An 18419-nucleotide genomic window follows, 5' to 3' on the forward strand; every position below is an offset into this window, starting at 1 on the left:
ATTCGCAATATTCAGAGCCTCTTAAATTGCCAGAGTCGTTTTGTTATACCTAACGGTGGTTATTTCCTATCTTCAATAATCATCGCTGCGGCACGTTCTGCAATCATAATAGTCGGTGCATTGGTATTACCGCTTGGAATTTCAGGCATTACGGAGCAATCTACAACACGTAAATGATCAATACCATGCACCCGCAACCGTAGATCAGTCACTGACGTTGTAGGGTCCGTTCCCATGCGACAGGTTCCTACAGGATGGTAAACTGTTTTACAGAAATTCCGCACAAACTCTTCAAGTTGGGCTTCATCATGGCGTACAGAGCTCGGAGGCATTAAAACCTCTTTGCTTAGCGCTTGTAATGAAGGGGAATCTAATACTTCCAGCCCAAATTTAACCGCACGCTTGCAACCTTCCATATCTTCAGGTGATGCAAGATAATTAGCGTGAATTTTTAGCGGTGCTTGTGGGTCTGCGCTACGTAATAAAACTTCACCACGTGACTTAGGCTGTAGGTACCCGACCTTTAAAGAGAACCCGTGGGCAGCTGGCAGAGGCTCACCAGGAACATCATCCCAACTGTCTAAAATCGGTAAAAAGTGAATTTGCACATCAGGGCGACCTTGGTTGCAGCTGTCTTTAAATGCAGCGCCTTCTAAAACGTTAGAGGTAAGTAACCCACTGCGAAATACCATCCACTCCACACCATGTTTAATCGCATTTAACCCTTGGTCTGCGCCAAATAAGCTTATCGGTTGCTTAGTGGTGACGTTAATTGACATATGTAGGTGGTCATGAAAATTTTTGCCAACGGGTAAGTTAGCAAGGGTATTAATACCAAGGGAAGACAGGTGCTCTTCAGGCCCTATCCCTGACAACATTAATAATTTTGCTGAGCCCATCGCGCCAGAACAGACCAACACTTCATGAGTGGCGATTGCCTCAATCTCATGGCCATTTTTCCCTTGATAGGCAACACCGACAGCACACCCATCACGAATGATAACCCGGTTCACTTGGGTACCAAGCTTTAATGTCAATTTATCACTCTTTTCCACTGATTTTAAATAGGTTTTTGATGTACTGGCTCTTTCTCCATTATGCGTTGTTGTCTGGTAAAAGCTGGTTCCTTGCTGGCTTTCTCCGTTAAGGTCATTGACATAAGGCAGGCCATGTTCTTGTGCTGCACGAATAAATGCCATTGATAATGGATGGCGATATCGGTTTTCACTCACTGGGAGTGGGCCTTGCGTCCCATGATATTCCCCCGTCAGGCTTTCATTACGTTCCGCTTTTTTGAACCATGGCAATACATCCTCATATCCCCAACCTTCACAGCCGTAATTTAGCGCCCAATTATCATAATCTTGTTTTTGGCCTCGGATATAAATCATACCATTTACCGAGCTGCTTCCTCCCAATACTTTCCCTTGAGCAATTTGCATTTTGCGGTTGTTAGCATGAGGTTCCGGTTCAGTTTCATAAGGCCAGCTTTTTTGGGCGATAATTTTCGCCACACCTGCAGGCATACGAATAAATAGATGGTTATCACTGCCACCGGCTTCGATAAGCAATACGCGAGCTTGCGTTTCTTGAATTAAACGAGCGGCGAGCACACAGCCTGCTGAGCCCGCCCCAACAATAATATAGTCATACTTTTCTGTGCTCATTTCTCACCCTCATCAAATAAAAGAAACAATCTATTTTCATTTATTTAACAATAGCGCCTTTGATTTATTAATGTATGAACAATATTTTGCATTTGTGATTTAAATCAAAAACAATTTCCTGTGTAACTATTTTACACTCTTAATGTACCTTGTTTATTCAGGGAAAATTGCAATTTAACTTACCAATTGAGTTACACTCGCAACTCATTAATAAATGAATATCTATGACTATTTGACACGCAATTTAGTCATAGAGAAATATCATTTTTTATGCCCACTGGCGTTATCAGCCAAAGCAAAGCTTAGTTGCAAGCTCATAAATGAGTGCTATAGTAGGCAATAATTTATATTCTATCGGTTTGAGGACGACCTCAAACACGTATCATCAACAGGGACGGCCCTTTCTTTTTAGGTAAATACTATGGGTCACTTCTGTTTCAATAGTCCACTCATCCCTTTAACGACTTGGGGTCGGTTAGCTGGCTCTTGGCTAGTCGTCATTTTTTTTATCTTAAATGGCGATACATTACTCAATGACGGTCTGTCTGCATTGCGTGCAACTTGGGTTTTTTTGCTGCTATTTATGACAATACTTACCGCATCTTTTGGCGTGGTTAAAGAGGCCGACCACTTAGCTGAACAACTCGGTGAACCGTACGGGACGTTGATCCTCACCTTATCTATCGTGTTAATTGAGGTTATTCTTATCGCCTCTGTCCTGCTAGGACCCGGTGATTTTCCGACCATAGGGCGTGATTCCATATTCGCCGTGATGATGATCATCATGAACCTCGTTTTAGGCATATGTCTGCTAGCGGGGTCGGCTAAAAATGGCGAGCAAGAATACAATACTCAAGGGGCAAACAGTTACCTTTCAATGATTGTGTTGCTGACCAGTTTAGCCCTAGTATTACCCAATTATACCTCCTTCCAAGGGGAGTATTCCCATACGCAGGCAATAGGCATTTCGGGTCTCACTCTTCTAATCTATGGGGCATTTTTGTGGATGCAGATGCGTGGTCACCGTCGGTTTTTCATTCAACCCCCTAAAGGGTTTATGAATATTCCAGAACAATTTGATTTAACAGACAAAACTACCGAAAACAATTCGCCTCAATCAGGGGCAAATAAAAAAGTGATTATTATCCGTTCTTGTGTGTTAATTGGGTTGATCCTACCTATTGTGTTACTTGCACATTATTTAGCTATCGTGACTGATTACAGTATTAGTGCCTTAGGTGCGCCTGCTGCTGTAGGTGGTGTCCTGATTGCTATTATCGTGTTTACACCTGAGTCTATCACCGCCGTAAAAGCGGCAATGAATAACGAGATGCAACGCGCGATAAACCTTTGCCAAGGTGCTTTTGTCTCAACTGTTGGCTTAACTGTGCCAGCCGTATTAATTATAGGGATTATTACCGGTAAACAAGTCATCATGGGAATTTCTAATGCAGAAACAGCGTTATTCGCGATTACCATGTTGCTTACTATGCTTTCATTTAATGGGCAGAGAACATCGCCTATTCAAGGATGGATGCACCTTACAGTCTTTGCTGTATTCGGGCTTATTCTATTTTATCCCTGATTAATCGCTAAAGTTAAGGGCTTCTTGGGAAAGACCAAACTGGTATCAATCCGTTAATGTAAGCCCTTTTTTATCTCCTATTTATTCTTAACATATTCAAAGCCAAGTCGTGCCACGCTTGAGCTCGGCGGCTCTGCTGGTTATTTTTCAGCGTGGCTAAGGCTAAATCATAGGCAAGTATTGGCTCAATCACAGGGATAATCGATAACCCCGCTGAACTCGTTTTGCGCCACATACTATCTGGAAGCAGTGTTATCCCGACACCAGCCCTCACCATCGCGGTGACTAAATCAAGATGGCTACTGCGCCCTGAAATCACAGGCTTATGGCCATAAATTCCGCAGGCACTGATAACAAGCTCATTAATCCGGAAATCATCAGAAAAGAAAATAAATGGCTCATTAATTAATTCAACAAACTTGACGCTATCTCGCCTTGCCAAGGGGTGCTTCTCATTAACCAATAACATTAATCTATCTGTCGAAAAAATATCTAGATCAAAGCGCTCATCGTCAAATGGGAGCATGACAGCCGCGGTTTCTACCTCGCCATTTAACATGGCATCACGCATCTTCCGCGTTCCTAATTCCAGGATTTTTAACTCCACTTGGGGATAACGCAAGCTGAACGCCATAATGATGTCAGCAAAATAGGTTGAGGCAATCACTGGGGGTAACCCAACAGGTAAAACCCCCGTTAGTGGCCCTGATTTTTCTTTTAATGCCTGTTCCATACTTTTAAATTGCGCCAAAATTTGCTTTGCGTGAGCCAACAGAATCGTCCCTTCATCCGTCAACCTGACCCCTTCGTTCTCCCTGATTAACAAGGTATAACCCAGCTCATCCTCTAGCTTTTTAATACTGCGGCTAATAGCAGGTTGCGTCACAAACAGTTGTTCAGCAGCACGGCTAAACCCATTGAGTTGCACCACCTCAACAAAATAACGTAACGAACGAATATCCATATCTCACCTATGATTTTTAGTTATAGTTAGAATGATTATAAGTGATTTCCTATTCAGAAAAATATAGTCTAAAAATAATGTTAAGCAACATTATAATCTAATGTAATTAATAGGAGTCAATATAATGAACCTGACCGTCATTGAATATGTTTTGAATCGCCTACAAGAAATCGGTATCAACGATATTTTTGGCGTCGCAGGGGATTACGCTTTCCCAATTGAAGACGCCGTGTGTGAAAATAAGTCGATGCGCTGGATTGGTAATTGTAACGAACTCAATGCCTCATATGCAGCCGATGGGTACGCTCGTATAAAGGGTGTCGCTGCACTATCCACCACCTTTGGAGTTGGGGAGTTAAGCGCTTTAAATGGCATTGCTGGCGCTTATGCTGAACACTTACCTATTTTTCACCTCGTCGGCATGCCTGCCAGTGGTGTACAAAAAAATCATCGATTAGTCCACCACACATTGGGCAATGGTGACTTTAATGTATTTTACCAAATGAGCCAACATTTAAGCTGCGCTCATGCCGTTTTAACGCCTGAAAACTGCATCGCTGAAACTGAACGTTTAATCACAACCGCTTTACAAGAACGCCGCCCTGTCTACTTAGGCATCCCTTCGGACTATGCCATTATGCCCGTTATGGCAGATAAAAATGTGGACAAACCCGCTATTCCTAAAAGTAATAGCGGATCACTGTCTGCGGCAGTAACGGCTATCTTAGAGAAATTGAACGCATCCACTCAAGCCTGTTTTGTCCCAGGGATATTAACCGCACGTTTAGGCCTTGCACAGCAAGTGCAAACCCTGATTGATAAAACAGGGTTACCTTACACCACGATGTTTATGGATAAGGGCGTATTGAGCGAATCCAACCCAACTTATATTGGGCTCTATAATGGGCACTTAATGAACCCTAAAGTTGCCGATTTTGTCGAAAGCTGTGACTGTTTAGTCGGAATTGGCGCGGTATTAACTGACTTTAACTCAGGCAGTTTTACCGCAAAAATAAACAGTGAAAACTGTATTAATATTTTGTCAGACCACGTTATTGTCGGCTCTGCTGTTTATCCACAAGTCTATATGAATGATGTGCTTGACCAGTTGAATAAGCTTGCGCCTACGTTAAACCATAAAGTAATCCAAGCCGAAGGGTTAGGTTCCCCCCTCCTAAATGAACAAGATAAAATTACAGCCGAATATCTTTATCCTCGTCTCGAAAGCCTGTTCCGTGAAGACGATATCATTATTGCCGAAACAGGGACTGCATCAATGGGCTTAGGCTTTGCTTTGCTACCCAAAAATGCCCAGTTCCATAACCAAACCTTATGGGGATCAATTGGTTGGGCGACACCTGCCGCTTTTGGTGCTGCGATAGCCGAGCCCAATCGCCGTATCATTCTGGTCACTGGTGAGGGATCACACCAGCTTACCGCGCAAGAAATCAGTCAATTTGCCCGCTTTAATTTAAAACCGATAATTTTTGTGCTTAATAATGATGGCTATTTAATCGAAAGGTTACTTTGTAAAGATCCTGAGGCCTATTACAACGATTTGCCACAATGGAATTATGCGCAGTTGCCCCATGCATTAGGTTGCGAAGATTGGTATTGCCAACGCGTCAACAGCTGTCATGAGCTCGATGCTGCGATTAATACGGCACAATCTTCTGATCATGCGGCTTATATTGAAGTGGTGATGGACAGGTATGCATCTTCTGAATTAGCGAGAAAATTGGGTGAATCCGTCAGTTCATTATATTCATTTTAAACATACTGGAATTGGCAGCGTGTTTCTCTTATCACCAAGCTGCCAATTTATTGTGCCCATTACTCAAATATCAAGCCCACATTTTCCCGTGCTTCGGTGAGAACTTTAGACACACTTAATGCTAATGCCAGTAATTCATCACTTTGCTGGCGTTTTTGTGACGCAACCTGATCGCGAAAATAAGCAAATTCATAAATCATATGGTTAATGGACTCATCGCGGATCACTGTTGAGGTTTCACCCTCGATGCACACCTCTACTTTTTGGCAAAGGCTTGGGGCGCCCTGCACTTGGATGTATCCTTTTGTACCTTGGATAATGAAAAAACCAGGGCTGGCTGAGTCTTTTGCCCCCACGCAAGACGCTGTTGCAGTCGCATACTGCGCCGTGAATATCCCTGACGTATCAATGCCATTAAACCCTCTGTTACATATATACCGGCTGTTATCAGGTTTACCCATTAATGCAACCAATAAATAAATGTTATAGAGGTTAATGTCATATAACGCCCCACCCGCTTGTTTTGGGTCAAATGCCCCATGAACATGCCCTTGCAGGTAATCATTATAACGGCTTGAATATTGCGAATAGTTACCTTGAATGGCTTTTATTTCACCAATTTTACCCATGTTTTGTTTGATAATTGCAAATTCTGGTGTATGAATTGAAGTGATCGCTTCGAATAAGAAAAGATTTCGTTTCTGGGATAATAAAATTAATTCTTGCAGCTGTTCCCAATGCGGCGTAAACGGTTTTTCGCAAATCACGTGTTTATTGGCCATCAGTGCTTGCTCAGTATACTGGTAATGCAAATGATTCGGCAGCCCAATATATACTGTGTCAACGTCCTCATCCTGCAATAACACTTGGTAATCCGTATAAAGTTTCGCAATACCAAATTGCTGACAAAGTACTTTACCTTTTTCTTCACTTTCGGGCCTAACGCACAGTGCAACTAATTCAATCTCTTGCATTGTTTTTAATGCATCGAGCGCCATCATAATTATTTTGCCTGAACCAATGAGTGCAAGTTTCATTTACGTTACCTGTCGCGAATAAAATCAGTTTTAATTTGTTCATTAATAACAAGACATGAGCAGACAATCAATGAATACTCACCTTTTATCAGCCTTACTTTTGATTCGTTGCGGGTATTCACTGCCCACTGCAAACTGTGTATATAAAAAATCAATAAACACTTTTATTTTACGGGGTAAATATTCTTTTTCTGGATAGACTACGTAAATATTATGATCAGGCAATTGATAATTCGTTAGTAATGGAATTAACGTATCATCCCCCTCTATCACTGTAATAAAATGCGGTAATAACGCGATGCCGATATCGGCTTTAACGGCTTGAATTAAGGCTTGGCTATTATTAACCCGCAATGAACCTTTCGGTACATGGCTAAATTTTTTCCCTTTTTGATAAAAAACCCACTCTTGCCCTGCTTGATAAAACGAATATGACAAGCAATTGTGTTCACGTAAATCCGCCACTTTAGTTGGTGTGCCAAACCGAGCTAAATAACCTTTTGAGGCATATAAGCCACTGGTGCAAGGGAATAATTTACGCGCTACAAGGGAGGAGTCAGGGAGTTCACCGATACGTACAGCGATATCGTACCCATCAGTAATCAAATCCGTCACTTTGTCATCAAAAAACAATTCAACATTAAGTTCAGGGTATAGCTGCATAAAGGCAGGAAGCATTTTAGCAAGGTGTAATGTGCCAAACGACATCGGTGCAGAAATTCGCAATGTCCCTGCAATTTTGTCACTAAATTGGGATGCGACATCTTTCGCCATCATTGCCAACTGATATGACTGGCGAATATAGCCTATATAAGCCTCCCCCGCCTCGGTTAAACTCACGGTTCGGGTGGTGCGATGAAACAATTTAACCCCTAACGTATCTTCAACCTCTTTGAGAGCCTTGCTGATCCCTGACTTGGTCATATTCAACGACTTTGCTGCTTTTGTCAGGCTTAAAGCATCCGCTACCGCAATCAAAATAGGAAATGCGCTCATATTATCCATTGATCAATCCACTTATTGTCAACCAAAAGCAAACAGTCTGTTTTCTTGATGCAAAACTAAAAACAGAATACCTTATCACCCTCGAAATACAAATTGATTTTATAAGATTCATCATCATGAATAATAAGTATATTTTATCATTAATGGCGCTGACATCAGGTGTCTTATTATCATTAATGATTATGGCAAACAGCTATTTATCGCTTTTTACCACACCGCTAACCGCTTCTTGGCTAACCCATGCGATTGGCTCAATATTTTCATTGATTATTTTTCTGTTTTACGTAAAAAAACAGAAAAACAAAGCCTCCACGACTCGAGGTAAATTACTTTGGTATCTCGGAGGGATCCCAGGGGCTTTTACGGTACTGCTCGCCGCAATCACAGTAAATAGCCCGCTTTCGTTATCTGGCAGTATTATCTTGATGATCACTGGGCAAATATTATTCAGCTTGTTAGTCGATGCTTTTGGCTGGTTTGGCGTAACAAAGCGCAGGATCACCCATAACGATATTCTGATGTGTGTCTTACTAATCAGTGGCAGTAGCTTGTTAATTATCGGGAAATAATAAAAATGACACTCTATATTTTTATCGCATTATTCAATGGGGTATGCATCGTGATGAGTCGAACACTCAACGGAAAACTCGCTCAGCAACGCAACGCATTTTACAGTGCCTTAATTAATCATTTAATTGGTTTTTTATTCTTAACTGTCATTGTATTAGTCCTAAACCAATATCAATTTAACCTTACTGAAATTCCGTTAATTGCCTTTGTTGGAGGAATAATTGGCGCATTTTTTGTCGTCATCAATAGCTATGTTTTGCCATTGTTAGGGGTGATGTTAACGTCTGTATTCGTTATTTGTGGCCAAATGATATCAAGCTTAGTGATAGATACGGTTAATGGAATACAAAACCAAAATGCCTATTTGCAATTAATCGGGGTCGCTTTGATTATCGTGGGTGTTATGATCAATTTTACTAGGCAAACCAGATAATTGATATTTCGGGGCTATTTTGGCATCAATCATATTTTATTTGAGCGAATCGCCCTTAAATCACCTAAGTGTTTAAAATTAAAATAACCATTTGTTTTATTTAAAAATAAATAGCTATCCTTCCTAATTTTCTCGTATCCTCTATTTTAAAAACCCTAACTCACCTCACAATTTATTAACAACTCTCTTGAATCATTTTTTGTTATTCCCCATGCTAATTTTATTAAATAAACCAGTGGTTTACTGTACAAACCGATCGAGGTTGGCATGAAAGACAATATTGTGACGGCTGTTGATGACGCCCTTTTGCTCCTAATGTTATTAGGTGAGAAGGATAACCTTGGACTAAGCGAACTCTCCCGTTTATCGGGAATGAATAAATCGAAGGTTTACCGCTTGCTCTGCACTTTAGAAAACCGCCATTTCGTACAAAAAAATGATAACCCCGTTACTTATCATTTAGGCCATCAATTGTTAAGTTTAGGGAATTGTGCACGTCAACAAATTGACTACATCCAAGTGGCTGACATTGAAGCAGAACGGCTGCGCCAACGCTTCGATGAAAACATTCAATTGCGTATACGTGATAACGATGACGTCCTTCAAGTTTTACATAAGCCGTCAGGACAATCACTTCAAGTCCGTAGTGAAGCAGGCAACCGTCGTGCCCTCGGCTCTGGTGCATCAGGAAGAGTCTTGCTTGCCTATTCACCTTTAGATGTGCAATCCCATTTTACCGAGAAAAACCCCTCTCTTATCCAAACATTGGCAGATATACATACTCGAGGCTTCGCCATTACGCGCGGGGAATTAACAGCAGGAATTGGTGCAATCGCTGCGCCAATTTTTACGCAAAATGGGGATTGCATTGCAGCACTCAGTATCAGCCTCCCGCTTAGCCGTTTTTCTGATGACAAAGAAAAAGAAATGACGGAGCAACTTCTTCAGTCTGCTCTACGTATCTCAAGGCAACTCGGTTATATCCCTAATAATTAATACAATAAAAGAGACTACACCATGCAACCAACACAAACCCTCAAGCAGAATGCATCGCCAGGTTGGCAGATGAACCCCGTTTTAGTCATGTTAACCATTGTGATTATTGCCTTTTTAATGACCTATTTTGTTGAGTCTGGGCAATATGAACGCGATGGCAAAAAAGTCATTCCTGACTCTTATCAGACAATTTCCAAAGAAGTGAACTTTGGGCAAGTCTTAGGAACCGAAAAACCCGCTGAAAATGAAGCGGCTCCCGTCAGTTTAATTCAACTATTTAAAGCCATCCCAGAAGGAATTATTAAGCAATCCCCTCTTATTTATATGGTGCTATTTATTGGTGGAATGTTTGGGATCCTGAATAAAACGGGGGCTATCGAGTCAGGGCTTGGAAGGCTATTGCATGTCACTCGGGGGAATATTTACTTATTAATTCCTTTTTTAATGATTGTTTTCTCGATGGGAAGTACCTTTATGGGATTAGCCAAAGAGTACCTTTTGGTGATCCCGATGGTCATTGCCCTGATGAAACGTGTTGGGCTTAATGAGCTTATCGGCCTCGCAATTGTTGCTATCGCCGTTAAAGTTGGTTACCTCGCGTCAATTACTAACCCTTATGCATTATCGATTGCTCAGCCACTGGTGGGACTACCTGTATTCAGCGGTTTAAGCATGCGTGTTGCCGCCTACTTTATTTTTATCAGTTTAGGGATTTTGTTTATCTTTTACAGTATCCGTAAAACGACATTAACTCGCTATATTGTTGAAGAAAATAGCCAGTCAAGCGCGCTGACAGGCCGCCATAAGTTAATGTTAATTATTTTAGCCATTGGCGTGGCTTTTTTAGTCTATGCATCTAATCGCTGGCACTGGAAGAATAATGATTTATCCGCTTATTATTTGTTTCTAAGCGTCGTTTTAACTTTTTGCAGTGGCCTAACGGCTAGCGCAGCAGCGGATGCTTTCGTTAGCGGGATGAAAAAAGTGCTGATTGCTGGCGTGCTTATTGGGCTCGCAACGGCGGTTGAAATTATTCTTTCCCAAGGCAAAATTCTGGATACGATAATTCACCAACTGGTTGGCTTAGTAGGTAACCATGGGGCTTATGTTTCCTCATACAGTATGTTTATTTCTCAATTATTATTAGATGTCGCTATCCCATCCACTTCAGGGCAAGCCGCTGTCACTATGCCAATATTAGGCCCCGTAGGTGAAATTTCAGGTGTTTCCCCGCAAACGACTGTTTTTGCTTTTTTAATGGGGAATGGGCTGACCAATATGATCACGCCAACCTCCAGCGGATTACTGATCTTTTTAGCGACCGCAGGTGTCAGTTGGACCACATGGGCAAAATATATTTTCCCACTTTTTTTAATTTTTATGGCTGTCGGTATTGGCTTACTAACCATCGCAGTCAGCATAGGATATTAACTATATGGATATGAAGAATTTCCGCATCGTTATGCGTGATGGTGTAACCCTATCAACGGATGTCTATTTCCCGCAAGACGCTGATGATTTCCCTTACCCCGTAATTATCGAGCGCACACCTTATGACAAAAAAGCCCCTTCTCGTTCTGAAAAAACGGTCACTGGGCACCAGATAACGCGTCAGGAGATGGCGCGTTGTTTCACCCATGCAGGTTTTATTATTATTTATCAAGACTGTCGTGGCCGTTATGAGTCCGAAGGTAAATTCACCAAATATATTAATGAGGCAGAAGATGGTTTCGATACACTACAATGGATTATGGCACAGCCTTGGTGTAACGGAAAAATCGGCTCTATGGGGCTTTCTTATGCAGCCCATACACAATTAGCCATGGCCTGTTTGAATCCACCAGGCTTATCTACCATGGTGCTCGATTCAGGGGGCTTTGCCAATGCATTTCAATGCGGTATTCGTCAAGGGGGAGCCTTTGAGCTCAAACAAGCCACTTGGGCGTATAAACAAGCAAAACTAAGCCCACTCGCTCAACAATCCTCCACGGTTTCAACGGCTTTAGCACAAGAAAATATTCATGATTGGTTTGCGGCTATGCCATGGCACCAAGGGCATACATTACTAAAACATGTGCCTGAATATGAATCTTATTTGTTCGAGCAATGGGAAGAAGAGTGTTTTACCGATTATTGGAAAAAAATAGGCATCTACGCTGAGGGCTACTACGACCAAATCCCCGATATCCCCGTGTTATTTATGTCCAGTTGGTATGATGCTTATGTTAGCTCGACATTAGATAACTACCGCGCATTCACCACAACAAAGCAATCACCACAAAAATTAATCATGGGCCCTTGGCTACATGGGGACCGAAATATTACCCATAGTGGTAATGCTGAATTTGGTGAAGTTGCCGCTTTTGATCACAATGTCAGTGAAGATTGGTTAGCCTGCCGCTTAGTTTGGTTCAACACGCATTTAAAAGGTCTTAACCCACCAAAGCCTCAGCAAGACATTACTTTTTTTATGATGGGTGGCGGTAGTGGTAAACGTAATTCTGAGGGGCGTTTAGAACATGGTGGTGAGTGGCTTCACCACCAACAATGGCCATTACCCAATGTTGAAAAAACACCTTTTTTCCTTTGGGGAAATCAATCTCTTCAGCGTGAAGAGTGCCCCAAGCAAACAACAATATCCTATTGCTATGATCCTAAGTACCCTGTTCCAACCATCGGCGGCGCTTTAACATCAGGCCAACCTATCTTTTGGGGAGGAGCATTCGATCAACGTGAACTGCCTGATTTTTTTGGCAGCCAACAAAATAACCTGCCGCTTTCCGCTCGCCCTGATGTTTTAGTTTTTGAAACCGACATTTTACAAGACGATATTTGTTTGGCTGGTGATATTGAAGTGTCTTTATGGATCAGCAGTGATGCCTTAGATACGGATTTTACAGCTAAATTAATTGACGTTTATCCACCCAATGAAGATTACCCGCAAGGTTATGCCATGAATATTACCGATGGTATTTTCCGCTGCCGTTTTCATCAGGGCTATGAGCAAAAAACCTTGTTAAACCCTAATGAAGTGGTTGAAATTAAAATCAAACCGTTTGCTTGCGCTAACCGTTTTGTGAAAGGGCACCGTATTCGGTTAGATATTTCCAGTAGTAATTTCCCCAAATACGATTTCAACACCAATACAGGTGAAACTATCGCAGGGGATAGAACATGGAAAGTGGCACATAACAGTATTCATATTTCAAAGAGATACCCATCGAAGGTCGTATTACCCATCGTTAAGAAAACGTAATCACTTCCGATAGGTACGATTAAGATATTGGCCTGCTTTAGTAATCAAGCAGGCCAATGAAGAAGCCATGTTTTTACTGTGCTTTAACCCAGAACACACCATCGCCCTCTAATGCCGTGAAGGTTTTGTGCAGATAATCGCTATCCGCTTGTGGGTCAAGTTCGGCAAATAAATTGGGGTGAAGAAACTTCGCTATCGCTTCCACCGCAATAATATTAAACGGAGTGTCATAATATTGCTGGTATAACGCTAAAACCTGCTTGTTTTGATATGCCGCTAATGAGCGCAATTTAGGGCGTTCCATCAGCTTGATTAGCCTAGCCTGCGATTTGGCTTTATCGCCTGTATACCCTAAAGGCACTGAAGCGCTACCTTTACGTGTGCTATCCCAATCCGCGGCGGTCATTAAATAATAGTCAGGATTACTGTGAATTAACTGCTCTTCGTTAATTTCACCACCCATTCCAATACTGAACCACTGTGAACCGAGGTTATTTCCCCCTGCCGTTTCAACAAACTCACCAAAATTGCCATTGCCAAAGGTTTTGCAACAGTAATCTTCACCTGAAATCCCTGCAGCCCTTTCAATAAACACACTTGGGCGCTGGCTTTTATCAAGTGTTGCCACTTTACTGCGGATCAAATCCAACCTTTGTTGATAAAACTGGTTAAATGCCTCCGCTTGTTGTGGTTCACCGAACACTTGGCCTAATAATGCCATACTCGGCATGGTATTTTTCAGCGGGTATTGCCGAAAATCGATGAAAATGACGGGTAAACCGCTTTTTTCCAGTAAAGATAGCGTGCCACTTTCCGTCAACTTGCTTTTCAAACCGATATCAAAAATCAGTAAATCAGGTTGAGCGACCAAGGCCTTTTCAACACTAAAGTCGGTTGTGTAAGGATTTGGGAAAACAGGAATTTTGCTTAGTTCAGGAAACTTTTTACTGTACGCTGCGCTTAAGTCGGGCGCTTTTTTGATAAGCGCATCATCCCACGCAATAATGCCTTTTAATGGGCTTTGTGGGTGCAAGATATTCAATGCCACCAGCACACGGCTATCCGCCAGCATCACCCGTGAAACAGGTGCATTAACGGTAACTTCGCGCCCCGCGATATCGGTCACTGTCATAGGTGCAGCGAAACTCGTCGCCGCACTGAACAGACTCAAGAACCCAAATAAGCAATACTTATTGATAAATCGACCTATCATTATCCTGCCTTATCTTAACTAAAATTTCACTGATGCTTGAACATAGTATGTTCTTGGCTGCCCAACGTAGATCCCATAGTTGTTATCTGTCGAGCGAGTAAAATAGGTTTGATCAAATAAGTTTTTAATACCAGCCGATAATGTTAAATCAGACAAACTTTTACCAAAGTGGTATTCCCCACGCGCATCCCACACCATATAGCCAGGTATTGTGCCATATCGGCCATCTGCACTTGGTTCGGTCACATAATGACTTGTTGTCCCTGGTGATTCCTGAGTTGATTGCGCATAGGTATTTAGGTTCCACACCCAATTGCCTGTTTCATAACGGCTACCTGCGGTGATCACTTGACGTGAATAGAACGGTAAGTCTTTATGAGCAAAATCCCCTTTCTTACTGACTGCTTTAGTATAGGTATAAGTGCTATACACGCTCACACCATCAAGAACATCGGTGAGATCCGCTAAATTGTACCTTGCCGCTAGCTCAACACCTTGGTGCGTCGTCGCGCCTAAATTAGTCCAACCAGTTGTATTTTCGACATAAAGAAGCTGGTCGTCGAAATCGATATAGAATAAAGTCGCTTCTAAAGAGAGCGCTGTATTGTCGTATTTCGTGCCCACTTCATAGTTATGGGCTTTTTCTGCACTTAACCCGTTAGCTGGTGAATTGCCAACCCCTTTTGTATTCAATTGGAAGTACTGCAAACTCCCAAATGAAGTGCTGGCATTAGCAAATAATTTCCACTCATCATCAATATGGTAAATCACCGCCAATGCAGGAAGTGGCTCACTGTAACGCTTACTGCGATTTTGATTTTTAAAACTGTCGTTTAAGTGAATATTGATGTTTTCGTAGCGAATACCCGGAATGATAGTCCAGTTGCCGACATCAATGGTGTCATCAAGGTAAATCGCATGCGCTTCCGTTCCGCCCGAGGTGTGTTGGTAGTAGTCGTTGGTACTTGGGCGTGTGTTTTGTGTGCCAGCTTGGTACCAATTTGAGCGATAGGCTTTTTCATCAGCGGTTTCATTTAAATAACGGTAGCCCACAGTCACTTCATGGGACATATTATTAAAACGAAACAATTGTGAATAACTTGGCTCAATGGCATACGCGGTATAGTGACGCGGGTAAGAAACCAAACGTCTCTCGTTGGCTTTGTCTTTATGGTCACTTTCAATATAGCTACCACGGTAGCTTTTGCTAAACCACGTCATTAATTCGAATTGCTTGTCATCTTCTTCATGTTTATATTTCAATGACATATCTTGGCGATTCCCTTCAAAACGGTCATAAGGCCGCGTTGATTGGAATGGGTCTGCATTATATTGAGCTTGGGTTAACCCGCCTGGCATTCCAGACATCGCGTGATAATAGTGAAAATTCGCTAATAGCTCGTCGTTATCCGTGATGGCATAACGGGTTTTCAACATAAAATCATCAATATCCGTATTATCATTACTTTTGCGATAACCCTGCCCGTGTAAACCCGAATATAGGATCATGGCACCCGCTGAATCATCAGCTTTAGAGCCACCTAATGAGGCATCCACTAAGGTCTTTAACCCACCTGTTTTCGCCCCTTGGGTTTGTACCGCTACCCCGCCACCAAACTCCTTTGGAATTGGCTTGGTCACAAAGTTAATCACTCCACCTACGTTTTGTGGCCCATAACGTACAGATGCCCCACCACGGATAACATCGATGGATTCAATACTGCCTAACGAGAGTGGTGACATGGAAAGTTGTGGCTGACCATAAGGTGCTGCCGCCAACGGCATCCCATCAAGCAAAATCGTTGAACGTGGCGATAAACGTGAGGTTAAACCGCGCACCCCCACGTTTAAGGAAACATCACTTCCCCCAGTTCCATTACTTTCACGCACTTGAACACCAGGGATACCTTTTAGTGCATCCGCAATGGTTTCACTGCCCGTTTCTTTAATTTGTTGCTGTGTTTTAACGGTTCGTGCACCGGGATGGTTAAATACCACTTCGCTGTCTTCGGTATTTTCGAGCCAGTTACCCGTGACGGTGATTTGGTCATTTTTAGCGTTATCAGCCGCAAAAGCATAGTGAGAAATCAATGAAGCAGAAATTGCCAATGGCAAAAGTAGTTTGCGAGTTTTCAAGTTCATAAAAGGCGAGTTAAGAAAGAAGATTAAGATCAATAATGATAATTATAATCATTAGTAATAATCAACCATATTTACTCTTTTTTTATAACAAAAACATCTAACTAATTAAATTATTAGTTATTATTCTTTTTTTAGGCTAAAAAAAAGACAAATAAAAATCCGAAGGGGTTACCTTCGGATTTCAGACTGCTGACAAACCAATTAGGTTTGGCTGCAGGTTGGATAGGTTTTGAAAATAAATTAGGAAAATCAATTTATTGATTTTCGGCTGATAACACAAAGCAGGAAAAACCACACTTTTATCCTGCTTTGTCAACAACCTCCATCCGAAGGGGTTACCTTCGGATTTCAAATAACTCAAGAGTTAAAATTAACCTCCGAGAGAGAAAAATACGACGCGCCCCACAGCTTCACTAGCAAAAATACATAACACAGCAAATGACATGACTAATGTTGCATTCGTTGATTGGCTTGATTTTTGGCACAACAAACGACCAACAAACAGAACGCCTACTGCGATTAACGCCACACGGGCAATACTCAGGCTAAGTAATCCTTCAGGCAATTCACGCGGGGTCATGCCCATATAAATTGGCTCACCGATATTGCTCAGTAATGACAATGCACCGAGTAACATCAATAATATCCCCACTACACCCACACCTAATGAAGCTTTTACCACTCGCTTAAGTTGATCCTCTTTACCCAAAGAACGCAGGCCACCCACTAGCAATGAAGCCGCAATCACACCGCCAACCAATAACACTGCCCCAAAGAAACTGGCGTAAGTAAATAAACCACCCCACAAGTTAAAGAGCGTGTTTGCGTACAGCGCCGACATGGCATACATATACACCAAGCCCGCGATAGCGCTGAGAACTAATAATGCACTATTCGCTTTATTTTTGAGTAATAACAAGGCTGTGCTCAAAAATAACAATGCCATGTAAATCGCGGTTGCCCATACTTCACGGCTCATCCAAGAACTAGAAACATGGACCATGGTGTAAAACATGTGTAATGGATTACCCATATGAAACAATGAGCCCAATAACCCTACGCACCCTAAAACAAAACTCGCAACTACGGGCTTTTTAATAAGTTGCTTTTTTTCATTTCCTTCAAGGATACGACAATAGCACAGCAACGAAACAACCAAGCAGCCTACTGATGCTTGCATAAATAAGGTGAAAATCACCAATGGAAATTCATGCATGATAATTCTCCTTATCCTTTCGTGCCAACAACAAGGTTGGGTTTGGTGATGCTTGAACTTGGCAGGCCATCAATATCCGCATTGGTCCCGTATTTTTTGCGCAGTTCGCTTATCAAGCCAAACTCTATTGCACGCATTGGGCAAGAATCGACACACATTGGGTTCCCCCCCTGCTCGCGTAAATCAATACAGGTATCACACTTAGTCATCATGCCGATGCTGGCATCAAATTGTGGGGCTTCATACGGGCAAGCCCATGTACAATAACGGCAACCGACACATTTATCGTGGTCAACCAAAACAACGCCATCTTCTTCACGTTTGTGCATAGCCGTTGTTGGACAGTGGCTAACACATTGCGGGTCATCACAATGATTACACGCAATAGATAAATGCCAACGATGTGGGCGGGGATATTCACCCACTTCGATATCGTACACACGGCGAAAATTACGCCCAACCTCAAGGTCATTTTTATCTTTACATGCCACAACACAGGTTTTACAACCAATACAGGTGGCAACATTGATATAAAATCCGACTTGTTTATCCATTATTCAT

At 42.1% G+C, this 18419-nt stretch carries 15 protein-coding genes; 7 read left to right on the top strand and 8 right to left on the bottom strand.

Annotation, left to right across the window (positions count from 1 at the left end; translation table 11 throughout):
• Window positions 1–59 precede the first annotated feature (59 nt).
• Window positions 60–1667 (bottom strand): GMC family oxidoreductase, encoded by a 1608-nt coding sequence (locus AABS66_RS01390; RefSeq protein WP_272680877.1) that lies wholly within the window; start codon window positions 1665–1667, stop codon window positions 60–62.
• Between the two features lie 421 nt (window positions 1668–2088).
• On the opposite strand from AABS66_RS01390, the gene AABS66_RS01395 reads away from it, so the two are divergent.
• Window positions 2089–3252, top strand: coding sequence for a calcium:proton antiporter (locus AABS66_RS01395; protein ID WP_430224456.1), 1164 nt, complete (start codon window positions 2089–2091; stop codon window positions 3250–3252).
• A 70-nt stretch (window positions 3253–3322) separates the two neighbouring features.
• Here AABS66_RS01395 and AABS66_RS01400 read toward each other — a convergent pair whose 3' ends face one another.
• The gene (locus AABS66_RS01400) at window positions 3323–4216 is read right to left on the bottom strand and encodes a LysR family transcriptional regulator (protein WP_206084118.1); all 894 of its coding nucleotides are present in this window, start codon (window positions 4214–4216) and stop codon (window positions 3323–3325) included.
• Window positions 4217–4340: 124 nt separating this feature from the next.
• Here AABS66_RS01400 and AABS66_RS01405 point away from each other — a divergent pair, with 124 nt between their 5' ends.
• Window positions 4341–5990 carry an alpha-keto acid decarboxylase family protein gene (locus AABS66_RS01405; RefSeq protein ID WP_430224457.1) on the top strand — a complete coding sequence of 550 codons (1650 nt, stop codon included), beginning with the start codon at window positions 4341–4343 and terminating at the stop codon, window positions 5988–5990.
• 59 nt (window positions 5991–6049) lie between these two features.
• Here the strand turns inward: AABS66_RS01405 and AABS66_RS01410 are convergent, their stop codons facing one another.
• Window positions 6050–7027, bottom strand: coding sequence for a Gfo/Idh/MocA family protein (locus AABS66_RS01410; RefSeq protein WP_206084116.1), 978 nt, complete (start codon window positions 7025–7027; stop codon window positions 6050–6052).
• A 78-nt stretch (window positions 7028–7105) separates the two neighbouring features.
• Complete coding sequence (locus AABS66_RS01415) at window positions 7106–8032, bottom strand: LysR family transcriptional regulator (RefSeq protein ID WP_206084115.1); 927 nt, start codon at window positions 8030–8032, stop codon at window positions 7106–7108.
• A gap of 116 nt (window positions 8033–8148) precedes the next feature.
• On the opposite strand from AABS66_RS01415, the gene AABS66_RS01420 reads away from it, so the two are divergent.
• The 5 genes from AABS66_RS01420 (at window position 8149) to AABS66_RS01440 (ending at window position 13287) form a co-directional block, all read left to right on the top strand.
• Window positions 8149–8601 (top strand): DMT family transporter, encoded by a 453-nt coding sequence (locus tag AABS66_RS01420; protein ID WP_430224458.1) that lies wholly within the window; start codon window positions 8149–8151, stop codon window positions 8599–8601.
• A gap of 5 nt (window positions 8602–8606) precedes the next feature.
• On the top strand, window positions 8607–9035 hold the full coding sequence (locus tag AABS66_RS01425; RefSeq protein WP_206084113.1) for a DMT family transporter: 429 nt from the start codon (window positions 8607–8609) through the stop codon (window positions 9033–9035).
• A gap of 267 nt (window positions 9036–9302) precedes the next feature.
• Window positions 9303–10031: an IclR family transcriptional regulator gene (locus AABS66_RS01430; protein WP_272573276.1), complete on the top strand. Its 729-nt coding sequence runs from the start codon at window positions 9303–9305 to the stop codon at window positions 10029–10031.
• A gap of 21 nt (window positions 10032–10052) precedes the next feature.
• Window positions 10053–11462 carry a YfcC family protein gene (locus AABS66_RS01435; protein WP_430224459.1) on the top strand — a complete coding sequence of 470 codons (1410 nt, stop codon included), beginning with the start codon at window positions 10053–10055 and terminating at the stop codon, window positions 11460–11462.
• 4 nt (window positions 11463–11466) lie between these two features.
• Window positions 11467–13287 (top strand): CocE/NonD family hydrolase, encoded by a 1821-nt coding sequence (locus tag AABS66_RS01440; protein ID WP_430224460.1) that lies wholly within the window; start codon window positions 11467–11469, stop codon window positions 13285–13287.
• A gap of 73 nt (window positions 13288–13360) precedes the next feature.
• On the opposite strand, the gene AABS66_RS01445 is transcribed toward AABS66_RS01440, so the two are convergent.
• From AABS66_RS01445 to AABS66_RS01460, 4 genes are all read right to left on the bottom strand, one after another.
• Complete coding sequence (locus AABS66_RS01445) at window positions 13361–14500, bottom strand: ABC transporter substrate-binding protein (protein ID WP_206084110.1); 1140 nt, start codon at window positions 14498–14500, stop codon at window positions 13361–13363.
• An 18-nt stretch (window positions 14501–14518) separates the two neighbouring features.
• Window positions 14519–16642 (bottom strand): TonB-dependent receptor family protein, encoded by a 2124-nt coding sequence (locus tag AABS66_RS01450; protein ID WP_206084109.1) that lies wholly within the window; start codon window positions 16640–16642, stop codon window positions 14519–14521.
• A 370-nt stretch (window positions 16643–17012) separates the two neighbouring features.
• Entirely contained in the window at window positions 17013–17858 is an 846-nt protein-coding gene (locus tag AABS66_RS01455; protein ID WP_206084108.1) for a dimethyl sulfoxide reductase anchor subunit family protein, read from the bottom strand.
• Window positions 17859–17869: 11 nt separating this feature from the next.
• Complete coding sequence (locus AABS66_RS01460; RefSeq protein WP_206084107.1) at window positions 17870–18412, bottom strand: DMSO/selenate family reductase complex B subunit; 543 nt, start codon at window positions 18410–18412, stop codon at window positions 17870–17872.
• Window positions 18413–18419 lie beyond the last annotated feature (7 nt).

The sequence above is a fragment of the Providencia sp. SP181 genome, assembly GCF_050446505.1.
GTDB lineage: Bacteria > Pseudomonadota > Gammaproteobacteria > Enterobacterales > Enterobacteriaceae > Providencia > Providencia vermicola.